General features: G+C 69.3%; 11 protein-coding genes and 1 tRNA gene. 6 read left to right on the top strand and 6 right to left on the bottom strand.

The genetic code is table 11. The annotated features are described in order from the left end of the window. Positions 1–6: 6 nt before the first annotated feature. From hrpA to ACY1JX_RS03050, 4 genes are read right to left on the bottom strand one after another with little or no spacing between them, the layout of a single operon-like run. A complete protein-coding gene (gene hrpA / locus ACY1JX_RS03065; protein WP_462565177.1) occupies positions 7–3,597 on the bottom strand; it encodes an ATP-dependent RNA helicase HrpA in 3,591 nt (1,196 codons plus the stop codon). A gap of 11 nt (positions 3,598–3,608) precedes the next feature. Then, complete coding sequence (locus ACY1JX_RS03060; RefSeq protein ID WP_462565176.1) at positions 3,609–4,349, bottom strand: CPBP family intramembrane glutamic endopeptidase; 741 nt, start codon at positions 4,347–4,349, stop codon at positions 3,609–3,611. 4 nt (positions 4,350–4,353) lie between these two features. Then, positions 4,354–5,253: a KPN_02809 family neutral zinc metallopeptidase gene (gene ypfJ / locus ACY1JX_RS03055; RefSeq protein WP_462565175.1), complete on the bottom strand. Its 900-nt coding sequence runs from the start codon at positions 5,251–5,253 to the stop codon at positions 4,354–4,356. A gap of 19 nt (positions 5,254–5,272) precedes the next feature. Continuing rightward, complete coding sequence (locus tag ACY1JX_RS03050) at positions 5,273–5,812, bottom strand: DUF937 domain-containing protein (RefSeq protein ID WP_286928975.1); 540 nt, start codon at positions 5,810–5,812, stop codon at positions 5,273–5,275. An 82-nt stretch (positions 5,813–5,894) separates the two neighbouring features. Here ACY1JX_RS03050 and ACY1JX_RS03045 point away from each other — a divergent pair, with 82 nt between their 5' ends. Together ACY1JX_RS03045 and ACY1JX_RS03040 are read left to right on the top strand one after the other, a co-directional pair. Continuing rightward, entirely contained in the window at positions 5,895–7,157 is a 1,263-nt protein-coding gene (locus ACY1JX_RS03045; protein WP_462565174.1) for a DUF445 domain-containing protein, read from the top strand. Between the two features lie 379 nt (positions 7,158–7,536). Beyond that, positions 7,537–7,622: transfer RNA gene (locus tag ACY1JX_RS03040), tRNA-Leu, on the top strand. A gap of 357 nt (positions 7,623–7,979) precedes the next feature. On the opposite strand, the gene ACY1JX_RS03035 is transcribed toward ACY1JX_RS03040, so the two are convergent. Further along, positions 7,980–8,225 carry a hypothetical protein gene (locus ACY1JX_RS03035; RefSeq protein ID WP_462565907.1) on the bottom strand — a complete coding sequence of 82 codons (246 nt, stop codon included), beginning with the start codon at positions 8,223–8,225 and terminating at the stop codon, positions 7,980–7,982. Positions 8,226–8,783: 558 nt separating this feature from the next. Between ACY1JX_RS03035 and ACY1JX_RS03030 the strand changes: the two genes are divergently transcribed. After that, positions 8,784–10,403: a flavin-containing monooxygenase gene (locus ACY1JX_RS03030; RefSeq protein WP_462565173.1), complete on the top strand. Its 1,620-nt coding sequence runs from the start codon at positions 8,784–8,786 to the stop codon at positions 10,401–10,403. 81 nt (positions 10,404–10,484) lie between these two features. After that, on the top strand, positions 10,485–11,522 hold the full coding sequence (locus ACY1JX_RS03025) for a zinc-binding dehydrogenase (RefSeq protein WP_462565172.1): 1,038 nt from the start codon (positions 10,485–10,487) through the stop codon (positions 11,520–11,522). A gap of 83 nt (positions 11,523–11,605) precedes the next feature. On the opposite strand, the gene ACY1JX_RS03020 is transcribed toward ACY1JX_RS03025, so the two are convergent. Then, the gene (locus ACY1JX_RS03020; protein ID WP_462565171.1) at positions 11,606–12,505 is read right to left on the bottom strand and encodes an SMP-30/gluconolactonase/LRE family protein; all 900 of its coding nucleotides are present in this window, start codon (positions 12,503–12,505) and stop codon (positions 11,606–11,608) included. Between the two features lie 214 nt (positions 12,506–12,719). On the opposite strand from ACY1JX_RS03020, the gene ACY1JX_RS03015 reads away from it, so the two are divergent. Further along, complete coding sequence (locus tag ACY1JX_RS03015) at positions 12,720–14,288, top strand: AMP-binding protein (RefSeq protein ID WP_462565170.1); 1,569 nt, start codon at positions 12,720–12,722, stop codon at positions 14,286–14,288. Between the two features lie 83 nt (positions 14,289–14,371). Continuing rightward, the gene (locus tag ACY1JX_RS03010) at positions 14,372–16,195 is read left to right on the top strand and encodes a sigma-54-dependent Fis family transcriptional regulator (protein ID WP_462565169.1); all 1,824 of its coding nucleotides are present in this window, start codon (positions 14,372–14,374) and stop codon (positions 16,193–16,195) included. Positions 16,196–16,270 lie beyond the last annotated feature (75 nt).

Below are 16,270 nucleotides of genomic sequence, written 5' to 3'. Positions count from 1 at the left end.
CCCCCTTCAGAGCTGTGACGCGAGGGCGTCCAGCGCCTTCGCGACCCGTTGGGCCGAGATCGGCCCGACGGCGCGAAGCTCCTGCGCGAAGATGCTGACGCGCAGCTCCTCGAGCATCCACCGCACCCGCTGCACGGGCGGCGCCAGCCGCTGCCACGGGCGCAGGTCCTGCGTCTGCTCGTGGAACCGGGCCTCGAGCTCCCAGACGGGAGCCGGGTCCTTGGTCGAGGTCAGCCGCTTCGCCGCCGCCCGCAGGTAGATCGCGAGGCGCCCGACCTGCTCGGCGCCCATGTCGCGGATGAACCCGGGGTGCACGAGCCACGAGATCTGCACGCGCACGTCCTCGCCGGCCTCGTCCTTCCCGGGGTCGAGGTCGCCGAGCGCCTGCAGCGCGCCGATGACCTGGCGCACGATGCGCTCCGTGAGCGGCACCGCGTCGGCGCGTACGAGATCGCGCAGCCGTCGGTAGGCCTCCTCGTCGCGCACGGGGCCGCCGTGCTGCACCACGAGGTGGTCGAGGGCGGCGAGCCACGACTCCTCGATGACCGCCGCGGCGTCGCCCTGGGGCGAGGTGGCCAGCAGCAGCTTGTCCTGCAGCGACAGCGTGCGCCCGACCGTGCCGACCGGGGAACCGGTGGACAGCGCGATGAGCCGCGCGGTGCCCCGGATCGTGGCGACCCTCTGCTCGGTCTTCGTGCGCAGCACCCGCAGCGCCACGCTGGAGCCCTCGTCGACGATGGCGGGGAAGCCCGTCACCTGGCCGGCGGTGATGCTGGGCTCGAGCGTGCCGAAGTCCCAGTCCTTGATCCCGGTGCGCTCCTCCTGGCGGGCGCGCTGCTGCAGGTCGCGACGCAGCCGCGGCTCGAGGTCGCGACGGAGCGCGTCGAGGTCCTTGCCCGCCGCCAGCTCCTTCGTGCCGTCGACGACGCGGAACGTGGGGCGCAGGTGCGCCGGGAGCGCCGTCAGGTCGAGGAGCGACGGCTCGACCTCGAGGGCCCGCCCGAGCTCGGTACGCAGGTCGCGTGACGTGTCGAGCGTGGGGAGCACCCGCTCCGCCGACTGTGCGGCCGGCGCGAACCGGCGCCGTTCGGACTTGGGCAGCCCGCGGATCAGCTCGGTGACCAGCTCGAGCCGGCGGCCGGGGACGCCCCAGTCGAACTCCGCTCCGTCGATCGTCAGCAGGTCGTCGACGGGCACGGTGATCGTGATGCCGTCGTCCGCGGCCTGCGGGTCGAACCGGTACGAGACGTCCAGGACGGCGTCGAAGTCCTCGCTCTGCGAGGTCCACGAGGTGGGGAAGGCGTCCGCGTCGACGTCGGCACGGAAGAGCTCGTCCGTGAAGTCGAGGATCCGCTTGTCGGGCTGCTTCTTCCACCAGGCGTCGAAGTGCCGCACCGAGACGATGTCGGCGGGGATCCGCGCGTCGTAGAAGTCGACGAGCGTCTCGTCCTCCACCCGGATACCGCGGGTGCGGACGCGCTCCTCGAGCTCCTCGATCTTCGCGAGGCGGTCCTGATTGCGCTGCCAGAAGCGGTGGTGGGTGCGCCACTCGCCGCCCACCAGCGCATGCCGGATGAACAGCTCCCGGGCCAGCGGCGCGTCGTGCTGGGCGAGCATGACCGTGCGGTCGACGACGACCGGCAGGCCGTACAGCGTCGACCGCTGGGTGGCCACGGCGGCGCCACGGCGCGCCGACCAGCGAGGTTCGGAGTACTGGTGCTTCAGCAGGTGCCCGGCCGCCTGCTCGACCCACACCGGATCGATGCGGGCGTTGTCGCGCGCGAACAGCCGCGAGGTCTCGACCAGCTCGCCGGCCATCAGCCACCGCGGGGGCTTCCTGGCCAGGCCGGAGCCCGGGAAGATCGAGAAGCGGGCGCCACGGGCGCCCAGGTAGTCGCGGGTCTCGGCGTCGCGCAGGCCGACGTGGGACAGCAGGCCATGCAGGAGGGCCCGGTGGATGGCGTCGGCGTCGGGCTCCTCGCGGACCTTGCCGGGCTTGAGTCCGAGCTCGCGCGCCGTGCGGCGCAGCTGGGAGTTGACGTCAGCCCACTCCCGCACGCGCAGGTAGTGCAGGAACTCGTCGTGGCACATGCGCCGGAACTTGCTGTGCGACAGCTCGTCGCGGCGCTCCTGCAGGTAGTCCCAGAGCTTCAGCAGGCTGAGGAAGTCCGAATCGGGCTGGGTGAAGCGAGCGTGCTGCGTGTCGGCCGCCTGCTGCTTGTCCAGCGGGCGCTCGCGGACGTCCTGGATGGAGAGGCCGGCCACGATCACCAGGACCTCGGGCAGGACCCCGAGGCGATCGGCAGCAAGCACCATGCGGGCGTGGCGTGGGTCCAGCGGCAGCCGCGACATCGTGCGGCCGATCTTCGTCAGTCGGTCGGTGCCGTCGAGGCGCGGCGCCAGTGCGTCGAGCTCACGCAGGAGCGCCAGGCCGTCGGCCACGGCGCGGTGGTCAGGGGAGTCGAGGAAGCCGAAGTCGCGGATGTCGCCCAGGTCGAGCGCGGCCATCTGCAGGATGACGCTGGCGAGGTTGGTGCGCTGGATCTCGGGGTCGGTGAACTCCGGGCGGGACTCGAAGTCCTCCTCGTCGTAGAGCCGGATGCAGATGCCGTCGGCGACACGGCCGCACCGGCCGGCGCGCTGCGCGGCGCTGGCCTGCGAGATGCGCTCGATGGGAAGGCGCTGGACCTTGAGCCGGGCACTGAACCGCGAGATGCGGGCGAGGCCGGGGTCGACGACGTAGCGGATGCCCGGCACGGTGATCGAGGTCTCTGCGACGTTCGTGGCGAGCACGATGCGGCGGCGCGGGCCGGTCTGGAAGACGCGCTGCTGCTCGTGCGCGGCGAGGCGGCCGTAGAGCGGCACGACGTCGCCCAGCGACTGGCCCTCGAGCACCTCCGCGGTGTCGCGGATGTCGCGCTCGCCGGGGAGGAACACCAGCACGTCGCCGTCGCGGGGCAGCTCGCGGACGGCGCTGACGATCCCGTCGATCACGTCGTCGTCGCGGTCGAGTGGGCGGTAGCGGACCTCCACGGGGTACGTGCGTCCGCTCACCTCGATGATCGGCACGGGGCGCTCGGGCGTGGCGAAGAGGTTCGCGAAGCGATCCACGTCGATCGTCGCGGAGGTGACGACGACCTTCAGCTCGGGACGACGCGGCAGCAGCTCGCGCAGGTAGCCCAGCAGGAAGTCGATCGACAGGGATCGCTCGTGGGCCTCGTCGATGATGATCGTGTCGTAGCGCTCGAGCCGCCGGTCGTGCTGGAGCTCGGTCAGCAGCAGCCCGTCCGTAACGAGCCGGATCACGGTGTCGGCGCCGGACCTGTCGTCGAAGCGCACGGCGTAGCCGACCTCGGCGCCCAGCTCGACGTCGCACTCCTGCGCGATGCGCGCGGCGACCGACCGCGCGGCGATCCGTCGGGGCTGGGTGTGGGCGATCTTCGTGCGGCCGAGCTCGGCGGCGATCTTCGGCAGCTGCGTCGTCTTGCCCGATCCGGTCTCGCCGGCGATCACGACCACCTGGTGGTCGCGCAGGGCGTCGCGGATCTCGTCGTGCCGTGCGGCGATCGGGAGGGCGGGATCGAACTCGAGCTTCATCGCTCCCATTCTCACCGCAGGCCGATGGCGTCGGCGAAGAGGGCGTATCCGACGAAGGCGACCACGTCGAGGATCGTGTGGGCGATGACCAGCGGCATGACGCGGCCGGTGCGGTGGAACCACCAGGCGAACACGACGCCCATGGCGACGTTGCCGACGAACTGCCCGAAGCCCTGGTAGAGGTGGTAGCTGCCGCGCAGCAGGGCCGAGGTGGCGATGATCGCGGGCAGGCCCCAGCCGAACTGCTTGAGGCGGGTCATCAGGTAGCCGACGACGATGACCTCCTCGAGCAGCGCGTTCTGCAGCGCGGAGAGGACCAGGATCGTGACCGACCACCAGTAGAGGTCTTCAGGACTCGTGACGATGTTGGCCGTGACCCCCAGCGCGCGGCCCCCGAAGTAGACGCCGAGCCCGGGGAGGCCGATCACGGCGGCGAGCGCCGCGCCGAACCCCAGGTCGCGCCAGGGGCGGCTGCCGTCGAGGCCGAGGCGTCGCAGCACGGGGGGAGCCTCGTCCAGGCTCAGCAGGTACAGCGCGAGCGCGACCGGGACGAGCGCGAAGCCGATCGACAGCAGCTGGTAGGTCAGGTCCAGCCACGGGACGGTGTCGCGCGACGGGTTGAGGGTGGCCGTGGAGTCGCGCAGCGAGCCCTCGCTGAGCTTGCGCGCGAGACTGACGACCGAGTAGACGGCCGACTGGCCCAAGGAGAGGCCGAGGACGATCCAGACCTCGGCGCGCAGGCGCCGGGTCACGGGGTCACAGGTCGTTCGTGGAGAAGGTGTCGCACGAGTTCAGGTTGCCGGACTCGTAGCCCGTCTGGAACCAGCGCTGGCGCGACTCGCTCGAGCCGTGGGTCCACGTGTCCTGGTTGACCCGGCCGCCGCCGAGCTCCTCCTGGATGTGGTCGTCGCCCACGGCCGCGGCCGCCGACAGCGCCGAGTCGATGTCGGCCTGCGTGAGCGGCTTGATGAGCGTGTTGCCCTCCGCGTCCTGCGTGGAGGCGGCGTGGTTCGCCCAGACGCCGGCGAAGCAGTCGGCCATCAGCTCGATCCGCACGCCGCCGCTGCGCGGGCCGGTCTGGCCGTCCTGGCCCTTGGCCAGGATGCCGAGGATGTTCTGCACGTGGTGGCCGTACTCGTGCGCGACGACGTACATCTGCGCGAGGTTGCCGCCGTCGGCGCCGAACTGGCTGCTGAGCTGGTCGAAGAACGAGGCGTCGATGTAGACGCGCTCGTCGGAGGGGCAGTAGAACGGGCCGGTCTGGTTGGACGCGGTGCCGCACGGCGACTGGGTGGCGCCGGAGTAGATCACCGTCTGCGCCTCGCGGTACTGGCGGTTGATGTCGGCCGGGAGCGCGTCGGTCCAGTAGTCCTGGGCACTGTTGACCGTGCCGATGATGCGGCAGACGTCGTTCTCGTTCGCGTCGGCGCCGGTCTTGCACTCGCTCACGTCGATCGAGGCCGACTCGCTGCCACCGGTGAGCACCTGGTTGACGTCGAACCCGGACGACGTGCCGCCGTCGAGCGGGTTGCCGCCGAGGAACGCCACCAGGAGCATCAGCAGCAGGCCGCCGATGCCGCCTCCGACGATGGCGCCGCCCTTGCCGCCCCCGGTGACCTGGCTGGTGTCGAGGTTCGCGCCCTCGTTGAACGTCATGGCCAGATTCTAGGGACCCTCAGCGCTTGCCGCCGCCGAGCAGCCCCCCGAGGAGGCCGCCGAGGGCACCCTCGAGACCGCCGGAGGAGCCGGACCCACCGCCGAGGAGGCCTCCGAGCAGGTCCTCGATCCCACCACCGGCCGAGCCCTTCTGGTCGCCTCCGGTGACCCGCTTGGCCAGGTAGGCCATGACGATGGGCGCGAGGATCGGCAGCAGCTTCTTCACGAGGCCGGCGTCCTGGGCCCCGCTCGTCGACCCGAGCGCCTGGGCGACGTCGTCGGTCTTCTCGCCGAAGACGTTCTTGACGATCTTCTCCCCGTCGTCCGTGTCGATGGCGCCCACGTCGACGCCGCCGTCGATGAGGGAGGTGTCCTTCGTGGTGATCGCACCGCCGAGCGAGGCGGCCCCGGCGGGGTCCTTGGCGTTCGCGTCGAGTCCGCCGAGCAGTGCCGGGAGCGCCGCGTCGATGCCCTGCTGGGCGGTGGCCCTGTCGACACCGAGGCGCTCGGCGATCTGGTCCACGGGGATGAGGGTGCGCAGCTCGTCGATACCGGCCATGGCGACTCCTTCGTCGTGCGGCCCGCCGTCGGACCGGCGCTTCGATCGTATCGCCGGGCGAGATCCTGCCTAGGGTGGCGACATGACGGATCTGATGAGCCCCGTGCTGCCGATCTCGGGCGACGACGAAGCGCGGCGCGCCGGGCTGCGGCGGATGCGGACGCTCGCCACGTCGCTGCTCGTGCTCGCGGCGATCGTGTTCGTGCTGACGCACGGCCGCGACGGAGCGTGGGGCTACGTGAACGCCGCTTCCGAGGCGGCCATGGTGGGCGCGATCGCCGACTGGTTCGCCGTCACGGCGCTCTTCCGTCATCCACTCGGCCTGCCGATCCCTCACACGGCGCTGATCCCGAAGAAGAAGGACCAGCTGGCCGCGAGCCTCCAGGACTTCGTCGCCGACAACTTCCTGCGCGAGGACGTGATCCGCGACCGCATCGCCGCAGCAGGGCCGGCCGAGCGCGTGGGGCACTGGATCGCGGTGCCCGGGCGTGCGCACCGGCTCGTGGACGAGGGCGCTCGCGTGGCGTCCGACCTGCTCGGCCGCGTCAAGGAGGAGGACGTGCAGGCGGTCGTGACCGAGCTCATCGTGCCGCGCATGCTCGAGGAGCCGCTGAGCCCGGCCATCGGTCAGCTGCTGGGGGAGATCCTCGACGAGGGCGCCCACACTGGTCTCGTCGACCTCGGCCTGGACGAGCTGCACGGCTGGCTGGAGCGCCATCCCCACCGCATCACCGACCTGATCGTCGCCCGCGCCCCGGACTGGGCGCCCAAGTGGGCCAACACCATGATCGCCGAGCGCCTGTTCCGTGAGGTGCTGACCTGGGTGGCGGACATCCGCGACGATCCCCAGCACGACGCACGGGCGGCGCTGGACCACTGGCTCGTCGAGCTGGCGCACGACCTGCAGCACGACCCCGAGGCCATGGAGCGCGCCGAGCGACTGAAGGAGCGCATCCTCACGCAGACGAAGGCGGCGACGACGGCCGTGAAGCTGTGGGACTCGTTCCGCCGTGGGCTGCTCGACGCCCTCGCGGCCGAGGACGGGGTGCTGCGCCGCCGCATCGTCGAGGAGATCGAGCGGCTGGGGGAGCGGCTCCAGTCCGACCCGGTGCTCGCCGCCCGGATCGACGGCTGGGCCGGCGACGCCGCCGCCTACGTGGTGGAGCACTACGGCGGCGAGATCGCCACGGTCATCTCCGCGACGGTCGAGCGCTGGGACGGACAGGAGACCGCGGAGCGCATCGAGTTGCACGTGGGCCGCGACCTGCAGTTCATCCGCATCAACGGCACGGTCGTCGGCGGCCTCGCCGGCCTCGTGATCCACGCCGTGGCGCAGGTCCTGTGATCCACAGCTGTGGACGACGCCTGTGGACAGCTTGTGGACCGGAGCGCGCCCGCGTGTGGAGAACCTGTGGACGCGAAAATACCTGGAATCTCCTGCTGAAAAGCACTTGCGGCGCGGGTCACAGTAGCCTAGAAATGACCTACGCACTCCTCCGGGAGAGCGGGAAGGAAGCTCCGATTCCCTCCACGCGGACGGTGCAAACCGAACGCAGACGCCTGGTGATGCAGGTGTGGGAGAGAACCTCACGGGCGACCGGAAACGAAGGCAGCCATCACGCACCATCGATCCTGAAGGCCCCGGGAACTCATACTTCCCGGGGCCTTCTTCATGGCCCCGTGAGGGGTTTGCTAGAGTTCAGTGCTGCATGAAGTTCACACCTGTCCGGGTGGCGGAATTGGTAGACGCGCTAGCTTGAGGTGCTAGTGCCCTGTTAGGGGCATGGGGGTTCAAGTCCCCCCTCGGACACACACGAAAACCCCTCCAGTTGGAGGGGTTTTCGCTTTTTTCGGTGGCGGGACAAGAGACAAATGTGCTCCCTTGGATGGCACGAACGCCTCGTACGGACCGGCGGGGGACCGCAGGGGGCCACATTGCGCGTACCGGCGTCACTTGAGCCGAGGTGACGCTCGTTCTTAGCGGCGGATCCGTGATACGCATGGCCACAAGGGCAGTGCACGCGGACTCACCGGAACTGTCACCAGTTAGTCAGCAGACCCCACAGTTAGCCAGTCGAAGGGGGCTGCCAGCAGACTCGCGGCGCCTTCACCTGGGTCAAGTCCGCTGGGTGGTGTACTAGGTTGATCCCTCGGTTGGGCGTGTCGCTCAGGCTGTGAGTGCCTGAAGCTCGTGCTCGCTCACCTCCTCGGCGGTGGAGTTGTCGACGGCTTGGGCTCGGGCGAGGACGTCGAGTCCGAGGTAGCGGCGGCCTTCGGCCCACTCGTCGTGTTGCTCGGCCAGGACGGCGCCGACGAGCCGGATGATGCTGGTCCGGTCGGGAGACGGTGACGTGCAGGTGGTCGTGGTGTCCCCCGGTGACTGATCTGGGGTCGAACATGCGGTCGCCGTCATACGGCCGCCATCCCTCCGCGGCACGCTGAACGGACCAGACCCGGCCCTGCCAGATGAGGTACTCGACACCGAGCTGCTCGGCGTTCGCCTCGAGCCAGTGGGTCGTTCTCCAGCCGGTATCGAGGGCCGCACCGGTGGCGCGGGTGCCGATGGCGTTGCCGAAGGTGCCGTCGCAAGCCCGACTTGGGCCAGAACGTGAGCGGCTCGGGCCGTGATGCGGCCGGAGGTTGTGGGATCGTCGACGAGTTGCCCAGGGTTCGCGCCGGCAAGGCCCGCCGCGTCATCCGCCTGTGTGGCGCAGCTCGTTCCCGTCTCGGTCGCGTCGCTTTGGAAACGCCGACCTTGAAGACGCCGCGCGTCACGCCACCACGATGACGCCATGCGGTGCATCAGGACGTCCTGATTCGCCACACCGCGCCCCGATGCTGCGTGCTCCTGTGGCCGCGGGGTGGAGCGAAGTCGGACAGTCGGGCGCGGTGTGACGTACCTAACGTGATTCCACCGCCGCCGAGAGCCGGCGACGGTGAGCACATGATGAGGTGACAGACGATGACGGCTTTGACCCAAGAGACTGCCGTGGGCACCGAGGTCCTGGACGTTCTGGTGGTCGGGGGCGGGTTCTCAGGACTCTATGCGCTCGATCAGCTCCGGGACCGTGGCTTCGCGGTGAAGGTGTGGGACGCGGCGGGCGACTTCGGAGGGATCTGGTGGTGGAACTGCTACCCCGGCGCCCGAACGGACTCGACCGGGCAGGTTTACCAGTTCTCCCACAAGGACCTCTGGAAGGACTTCGACTTCACGGAACTCTTCCCCAGCCACGAGGGCGTTCGCGAGTACATGCGGTACGTCGACTCGAAGCTGGATCTGCGGCGGGACATCACCTTCAACACGTTCGTCGACAAGGCGCGGTGGGATGAGGAGAGTCGCACCTGGACCGTGAGCAGCACGGACGGCAGGACTCAGAGGGCGAAGAGCGTCATCGTCGCGACGGGCTTCGGATCGAAGCCGCTGTACCCGGACGTCAAGGGGCTCGACACCTTCGCCGGCGAGTGTCACCACACCGCACGCTGGCCCCAGGGCGGCGTGGACATGAGGGGCAAGCGAGTGGTCGTCCTGGGCACAGGCGCCAGCGGAGTCCAGGTCATCCAGGAAGCCGCTCCGGTCGCGTCGGAACTGACGGTGTTCCAGCGCACCCCGAACCTCGCGCTGCCCATGCGTCAGCGCCAGCTCACGCCGGAGGACAACGAGGCCTTCCGATCGGACCTGCCGCGGCGGTTCAAGGTCAGGTCGCGCGCCTTCGCCGGTTTCGACTTCGACTTCATGGAGAAGATGGGTGCCCACCTGACGCCCGAGGAGCTCACCGCCGAGTACGACAGGCTCTGGGAGCAAGGCGGCTTCGAGCTGTGGCTGGGCACGCTCGGGGACATGCTGGGCGACGAGAAGGTCAACCGGACCTTCTACGACTACTGGCGAGCGAAGGTGCACGAGCGCGTGAAGGATCCGGTGAAGGCCGAGTTGCTCGCCCCGCAGATCCCGATCCATCCCTTCGGCGTGAAGCGTCCTGCCCTGGAGCAGAACTACTTCGACGTGTTCAACCAGGACAACGTCCATCTCGTCGACCACAACGACGAGCCGATCATCGAAGTGGTGCTCGAAGGCGTGGTGACGAAGAACGGTCTGATCGAGGCCGACGTGCTGGCGCTGGCCACCGGGTTCGACAACAATCGCGGCGGCATCATGGCGATCGACATCGAGGGTGCCGACGGAGCGAAGCTACAGGACAAGTGGGCCGGGAAGGTCGAGACGAACTTCGGTCTCTCGACCGCCGGGTTCCCGAACCTGCTGTTCCTCTACGGCCCGCAGAGCCCTTCGGGCTTCTGCAACGGCCCGACCTCTGCTGAGGAACAGGGCGACATCGTCGTCGAGCTCCTGCAGCACCTGCGGGACAAGGGAGTGACCCGCTTCGAGAACACTCGCGAGTCCGAGCTGACCTGGACCGCGCACCTGGACGAGCTGTTCGAGGCCTCGATGTTCACGAAGGCGAAGTCCTGGTACTGGGGCGCGAACGTCCCCGGAAAGCCGGCGCAGATGCTCAACTACTGCGGTGGCCTGCAGAGCTACTTCGACCAGTGGAGTGCCGACAAGGCCGCCGGGTACGGCAACTACCAGCTGTCCTGACGAGCGACTCAGCAGGGTGGGGCGAGGCCGTGCGCCTCGTCCCATCTCTGCCACGCCGAGTGACTGAGAGAAGAAGATGTGATGAGAGCCATCGTCCTGCACGCTGCGGGAGACGTTCGGGTCGAATGCGTGCCCGATCCCGTGATCACGGAGCCGACCGATGTCGTCGTGCGCGTGACCGCGTCCTGCATCTGCGGATCCGACCTGCACCCCTACGGGGCGAAGCCAGCGGGCACGGAGCCCGCGCGCATCGGACACGAGTTCATCGGCGTCGTCGAGGAGGTCGGATCGGCCGTGACGTCACTGGGCTGCGGCGACGTCGTCCTGGCGCCTTTCGCCTTCGCCGACGGAACATGTTCGCTCTGCCGGGAAGGACTCCCCACCTCCTGCGCGCGAGGCGGCATGTGGGGGCGGGACGGCATGGACGGTGGCCAGGGCGAAGCCGTGCGAGTGCCCTTCGCGGACGCGAACCTGGTCAGACTTCCACCGGGCCTCGACCCATCGCTCACCCCGTCGTTGCTGGCGCTCAGCGATGTCTACCCGACGGGCCACCATGCTGCCGTCACAGGCCGCGTCACGCCCGGAAGCTCGGCGACAGTCATCGGCGACGGAGCCGTTGGCCTGCTCGCCGTCCTGTCGGCGAAGCGTCTGGGCGCCGAGCAGATCATCCTGATGGGCCGCCACCGGAGCCGCACCGACCTCGGGAGACGGTTCGGCGCCACGGACGTGGTGGCCGAGCGCGGCGAGGAGGGCATCGCGCGGGTGCGCGAGCTCACCGGGGGCCACGGGACGCACGCCGTCCTCGAGGCGGTCGGCCACCGGCCCGCGTACGACCAGGCGCTGGGCGTGGTGCGGCCGGGCGGCGTCATCAGCCGCGTGGGGCTCCCGCAGTACGACCAGGCGCCGCTTCCCCCCGGGACGATGTGGCGCGCGAACGTCACGCTCACCGGAGGACTCGCCCCGGCGCGGGTCTACATCGACGAGCTCCTCCCGGACGTTCTGGAGGGCCGGGTGGAGCCGGGGCTGGTGTTCGACTCCACCACGGATCTAGAAGGGGTGCCGTCCGGTTACGCCGAGATGGCAGCGCGGACGCGGCTGAAGGTCCTGGTGGAGCCATAGTCGCGGGTGGGACCTCATGGCTCGGGCCGGGCACCCACGCACGCTGGAAGCGGCGGTCGAGTGCCCGGCCCGAAGTGTCGACCTCAGGGAGTGCCGGCGTGAGGCACCTCGACCTGGACGGCCGCGACATACGCCTCGCGGGCGGCGCTGCGCTTCGCCTCGTCGAAGTCGGGTGCGATCGACAGGAACAGCGTCTTCCCATCGTCGCCACCCAGGGCGACCGCGAAGACGCCGTTCGGTGCCGTGCTGATCTCGTCCAGGATCTCGCCGCCCTCGGCGATGCGAGCCGCCCGCTGGTTCACGCAGTCGGCGATCCACACGGCGCCATCCGCGTCGAGCGCGAGTCCGTCAGGCACGATCGTGGAATGGCCGACCCGGACCTCCCAGTCCTTCTCGTCGCCCAGGTCGCCGTAGGCCGCGAAGTCGCGGCGGGGTCCGAGGGTTCCGTCCTCGGCGATGTCGAACTGCGAGACGCGGTTGCCGAACAGCTCGTTGACGATGAGTCTCTTCTCGTCCGGTGTGATGACCATGCCATTGGGGAAGGCGAGCCCGTCGGCGACGACCTCGGACGTTCCGTCGGGGCGCACGAGGGCGACGGTCGCGAAGTCGTGGGGAGCACCGCCCATGAGGTCGAAGCCGAAGTTCCCGACGTAGGCGTTGCCGTTCGGAGCGACGACCATGTCGTTGGCCGGGCCCGTGCAGTGCGATGAGATGTCGGCATGCTCGACGAGGGTGCCGTCGGGCTCGAGACGCAGCACACGGTGGTCCTTCATCGAGACCACGAGCATGCGGCCGTCGGGAAGCCATCCCAGGCCGGAGGGCTGGGCGTCGACGACGGCGATCTGCTCGACCGCGCCCTCCTTCGTCACCTTGTTGACCGTCTTGGTGTAGAAGTCGACGAACCAGAGCTCGCCGTCGTGCCAGCGGGGGCCCTCGGTGTAGGTGAATCCTTCCGCGACAGTGCGGAGTTCGCGTTGTGCCATGTCCACTCCCGGTCCTTCGTCTCGGAGTCCCGTGCTCGGGACGTCTCTGTCTCACACAGTGGCGCAGGTCACGCCCGTCGCGTTGTCCGAATACGCGACAGGAGCGGGAAGGGCTGTCGCGAATTCGGACGGCACGGTCCGAGCTCGGCGGTCGAGACTGGAGCTCCGTCGCCACGGGGCGGCAACATGGTCGTCAGGATCGAAGGAGAAGCCAATGGACGGGCTGATGATGAGTCAGCCGCTACTGATCAGCGGCCTGCTCTGGCGGGCGGAGAATGTCTTCGGTGGAGTGACGAACTCCGCTGTCACGGCGAACGGAGCGGTCGAGGACTTCACCTGGGCCGAGACCGCGGCCGACGCACGCCGACTGGCAGGTGCACTCGCTGCGCTGGGCGTGGAGCCCGGTGACCGTGTGTCGGCGCTGGCGTGGAACACCCGCGAGTACCTCACGACGTACTTCGGGGTTCCGGGCATGGGTGCGGTCCTGCACACGGTCAACCACCGCATGTCGACCCAGCACGTCGCCGCGACGATCCGGACTGCCGGTTCACGCGTGCTGCTCGTCGACGTGGACCTCCTGGACGTGCTCGCCGGCATCGAGGACGACCTGCCCGGGGTCGAGCATCTCGTCGTCATCGGCAATGGTGTCCCGGAGAGCCGCATACCTCACGTCCATCAATGGGGTGCGCTGCTGGACGCGGCCGACCCGATCAGTGCCTGGCCGCAGTTGGACGAGGACGCAGCCTCCGGGATCTGCTTCACCTCGGGTACGACGGGTCCTCCCAAGGGGGTCGTCTACAGCCACCGCAGCACGGTCCTGCACACGCTTGGCATCTGCATGGCCGGGGGAGTGGCGGTCAACGAGGCTGACAGCTATCTCCTGGTCACGAACATGTCGCACGTCAATGGCTGGGGAGTGCCGTACGCGTGTGCGCTCCAGGGTGCTCGCCTGGTGCTGCCCGGGCCGCACCCGTCCCCCCAGGGATTGCTGAGCCTGATCACCGACCAGCGACCGACCTGGTTCGTCGGCGCGCCGACCGTGGCCGCGATGATGCGCGACCGCTTCCGCGAGGCTCCCGACCGGTACGACCTGGCGGGTCTGGCGACCTTGTGGCTCGGCGGTCAGGCGCCGCCCACGGATCTGGTGGCTTGGTACGAGCAGTACGGGATCGGCACGGTCAACGGCTGGGGCATGACCGAGACGTCGCCGATCGCGACGTTCCACCACGGGCACCAGACCCAGGGCAGGCCGCTTCCCCTGGTGGAACTGGAGGTGGTCGACCTCGCGGGCGCCGCGCTCGCGTGGGACGGGCTGTCCACCGGCGAGCTCCGCGTGCGCGCGCCGTGGGTCGCGCGCGACTACCTCTCGAAGGACGACACGTCGGCCTCTTTCCCGGACGGGTGGCTCGCCACCGGCGATGTGTGCGTGGTCCACCCGGACGGGCAGTTGCAGATCCGCGACCGCTACAAGGACCTGGTCAAGAGTGGTGGCGAGTGGATCTCGTCGGTCGAGCTCGAGCACGCGCTGATGCTGCATCCGCAGGTTCACGAAGCGGCCGTCATTGCTGTGCCGGACCCCACGTGGGTGGAGCGCCCGATCGCCTGGATCGTCGCCGACGGGGAGGTGAGCGACGCGGAGCTGCGGATCCATCTCGAACGGAGCTTCCCGAAGTTCTGGATCCCGGATGAGTTCGTCCGCGCGGCGGCCGTCCCCAAGACCTCGGTGGGCAAGATCGACAAGGCGTCGATGCGCCGGGCCCAGGCGGAACGGGAGGGGGTGTAGCGTTTTCGGACACTGTGATGTGCATCACTCTTCTAGGGTGGAGCGTGCTACCACTGCGGAGTGGCCGCATGCAAGGAGTGGACATGAACGCACGGGATCAGCGACGCGCTTGGACGGAAAGTGACCGATCGTTCGGCGGTGACCTCGACGCGCGGGCGGACGCGAACCCGACGATTCGACGCGAGATCCAAGAGTCCTGGCGCCGATGTGCGATGACCGGCATCACTCCCGACAACGACGACATCCCCTACTTGCCGGATCTTCCGGAAGACAGCCGGCTGCTGCGCGCTGCTGAGCCCGTCGTGGCGCGACTTGCCGAGCAGCTCGCCGATTCACCGGCGACGCTCCTGCTCGCGGACAGCACCGCACGAATCGTCGATCGTCGAGCGGGGAGCCACGCCCTGCGCGACAAGCTCGATCGCGCCAGCGTCGCAGCCGGATTCGCCTACTCCGAGGAGTCGACCGGAACGAACGGCATCGGCACGGCGCTGGAGGAGCGCAAGCTCTTCGTGGTCAAGGGCCCTGAGCACTACCGCGAGTCCCTGCAGAGTCTGGCGTGCGTCGGCACACCGATCGTGCACCCGATCGGACGGCGAGTCGAAGGCGTCCTGGACATCACCTGCAAGCTGGAGGACGTCAACGACATGATGGCGCCCCTCGTGACGGCTGCCGTCCGCGAGATCGAGCAGCGCCTCTTCGAGATGGCCTCGCGAGACGAGCGCGCGCTGCTCGAGGACTTCCTGCGGACGTCGCGGCACGGATCCTCGGCGGTCGTCACCCTGAGCAGTGATCTGGTGATGGCCAACCCGGCCGCGACCAAGCTCATTCAGCCCTCCGACCACACCCTGCTGTGGAACTGGGCGTGTCTGCGCCTGGGCTCCCACGAGGAATTCATCGGCGAGGTCCAACTCGCCGACTCCACCGAGGTCATGGCCAAGGCGCGACGTCTCGATGATGGCCGCCGCACCGTCGGCATCGTGCTCGAGCTGCGGCCGAAGCGCGACCGCGACGACACCCGGGCCGGCACGGTGAGGGGTGCGGTGCCTCGCAGACCGATCGTTCGCGCGGGCGACGCCGCGCTATCGGGCCGCGGTCACGCGAGCCAGCTGCTGGATCGTGAGCTCGATCTCGTTGCCGCCGAACCGGGCCCCACCTTGATCACCGGAGCCCCGGGGGTCGGGAAGCGCTACACCGCACGCCGTCTCCACGCGCGCTGGTCGTCAGGGGGTGGACTCAGCGAACGGGACCTGTCGCTCCTCGACTCGCACGAGGCGGTCACCACGTTGCGAGACGTCGCCAAGTCCCTGCAGGCGGGGTCCTCCGTCATCCTGCGAAACTTGGACGCCGTCGAGGACAAGATCATGACGCGCGTCGTGGGGCTGATCGAGAAGGCGAACGAGCACAGCTGGCACTTGATCGTGACCGGTGCGGAGGAGCCTGGCCCGACCGCGGGTCGCGCTCATGCTCACCTGAAGCGACGTCTCCACGTCGTACCCCTCGCGCAACGCACCGAGGAGCTGGAGGACATCGCTCGGGCGATCCTGGCCGAGCGGAGCGACACGACGTCGCCGCAGCGGCTCCAGGCCGCAACGCTCCAGGCGTTGTGCCGACGGGCGTGGCCGAGCAATGTCCGCGAGCTCGAATCGGTCCTGTCGTCCGCGGCCGCTCGTGCGGTGCGCGGTGACATCGGGCTCCAGCACCTTCCCGCCGGCTACCGCGACAGCGTGTCGTCGCGCGCTCGCACCACGCTCGAGCGCGCCGAGTTGGACACGCTTCTCACGGTCCTTGAGGAATGCCGCGGCAACAAGTCGGCAGCGGCCGACCGGCTCGGCGTGGCGCGCTCCACGCTCTACCGCAAGGTCCGCGAGTACGGGATCGACACGGATCGCTTCGTGAAGGGGCTCTGACCGAGCGGACGCGTTGCAAAGTCGGACACCGGCAGAGGTGGAACTCCCGGCACAGTGGCAGGAGTCCACGCCGCA

The sequence above is a fragment of the Aeromicrobium sp. JP4 genome (assembly GCF_054957925.1).
The sequence above is the reverse complement of the archived record's forward strand: the minus strand, read 5'-3'. Positions and strand labels throughout refer to the sequence as shown.

What these genes read in the sequence shown, in the direction of transcription:
- ACY1JX_RS03010 (WP_462565169.1), top strand. Translation starts at nt 14,372, where the DNA reads ATGAACGCACGGGATCAGCGACGCGCTTGGACGGAAAGTGACCGATCG.
- ACY1JX_RS03035 (WP_462565907.1), bottom strand. Translation starts at nt 8,225, where the DNA reads ATGACGGCGACCGCATGTTCGACCCCAGATCAGTCACCGGGGGACACC.
- ACY1JX_RS03020 (WP_462565171.1), bottom strand. Translation starts at nt 12,505, where the DNA reads ATGGCACAACGCGAACTCCGCACTGTCGCGGAAGGATTCACCTACACC.
- hrpA (WP_462565177.1), bottom strand. Translation starts at nt 3,597, where the DNA reads ATGAAGCTCGAGTTCGATCCCGCCCTCCCGATCGCCGCACGGCACGAC.
- ACY1JX_RS03025 (WP_462565172.1), top strand. Translation starts at nt 10,485, where the DNA reads ATGAGAGCCATCGTCCTGCACGCTGCGGGAGACGTTCGGGTCGAATGC.
- ACY1JX_RS03050 (WP_286928975.1), bottom strand. Translation starts at nt 5,812, where the DNA reads ATGGCCGGTATCGACGAGCTGCGCACCCTCATCCCCGTGGACCAGATC.
- ACY1JX_RS03045 (WP_462565174.1), top strand. Translation starts at nt 5,895, where the DNA reads ATGACGGATCTGATGAGCCCCGTGCTGCCGATCTCGGGCGACGACGAA.
- ACY1JX_RS03015 (WP_462565170.1), top strand. Translation starts at nt 12,720, where the DNA reads ATGGACGGGCTGATGATGAGTCAGCCGCTACTGATCAGCGGCCTGCTC.
- ypfJ (WP_462565175.1), bottom strand. Translation starts at nt 5,253, where the DNA reads ATGACGTTCAACGAGGGCGCGAACCTCGACACCAGCCAGGTCACCGGG.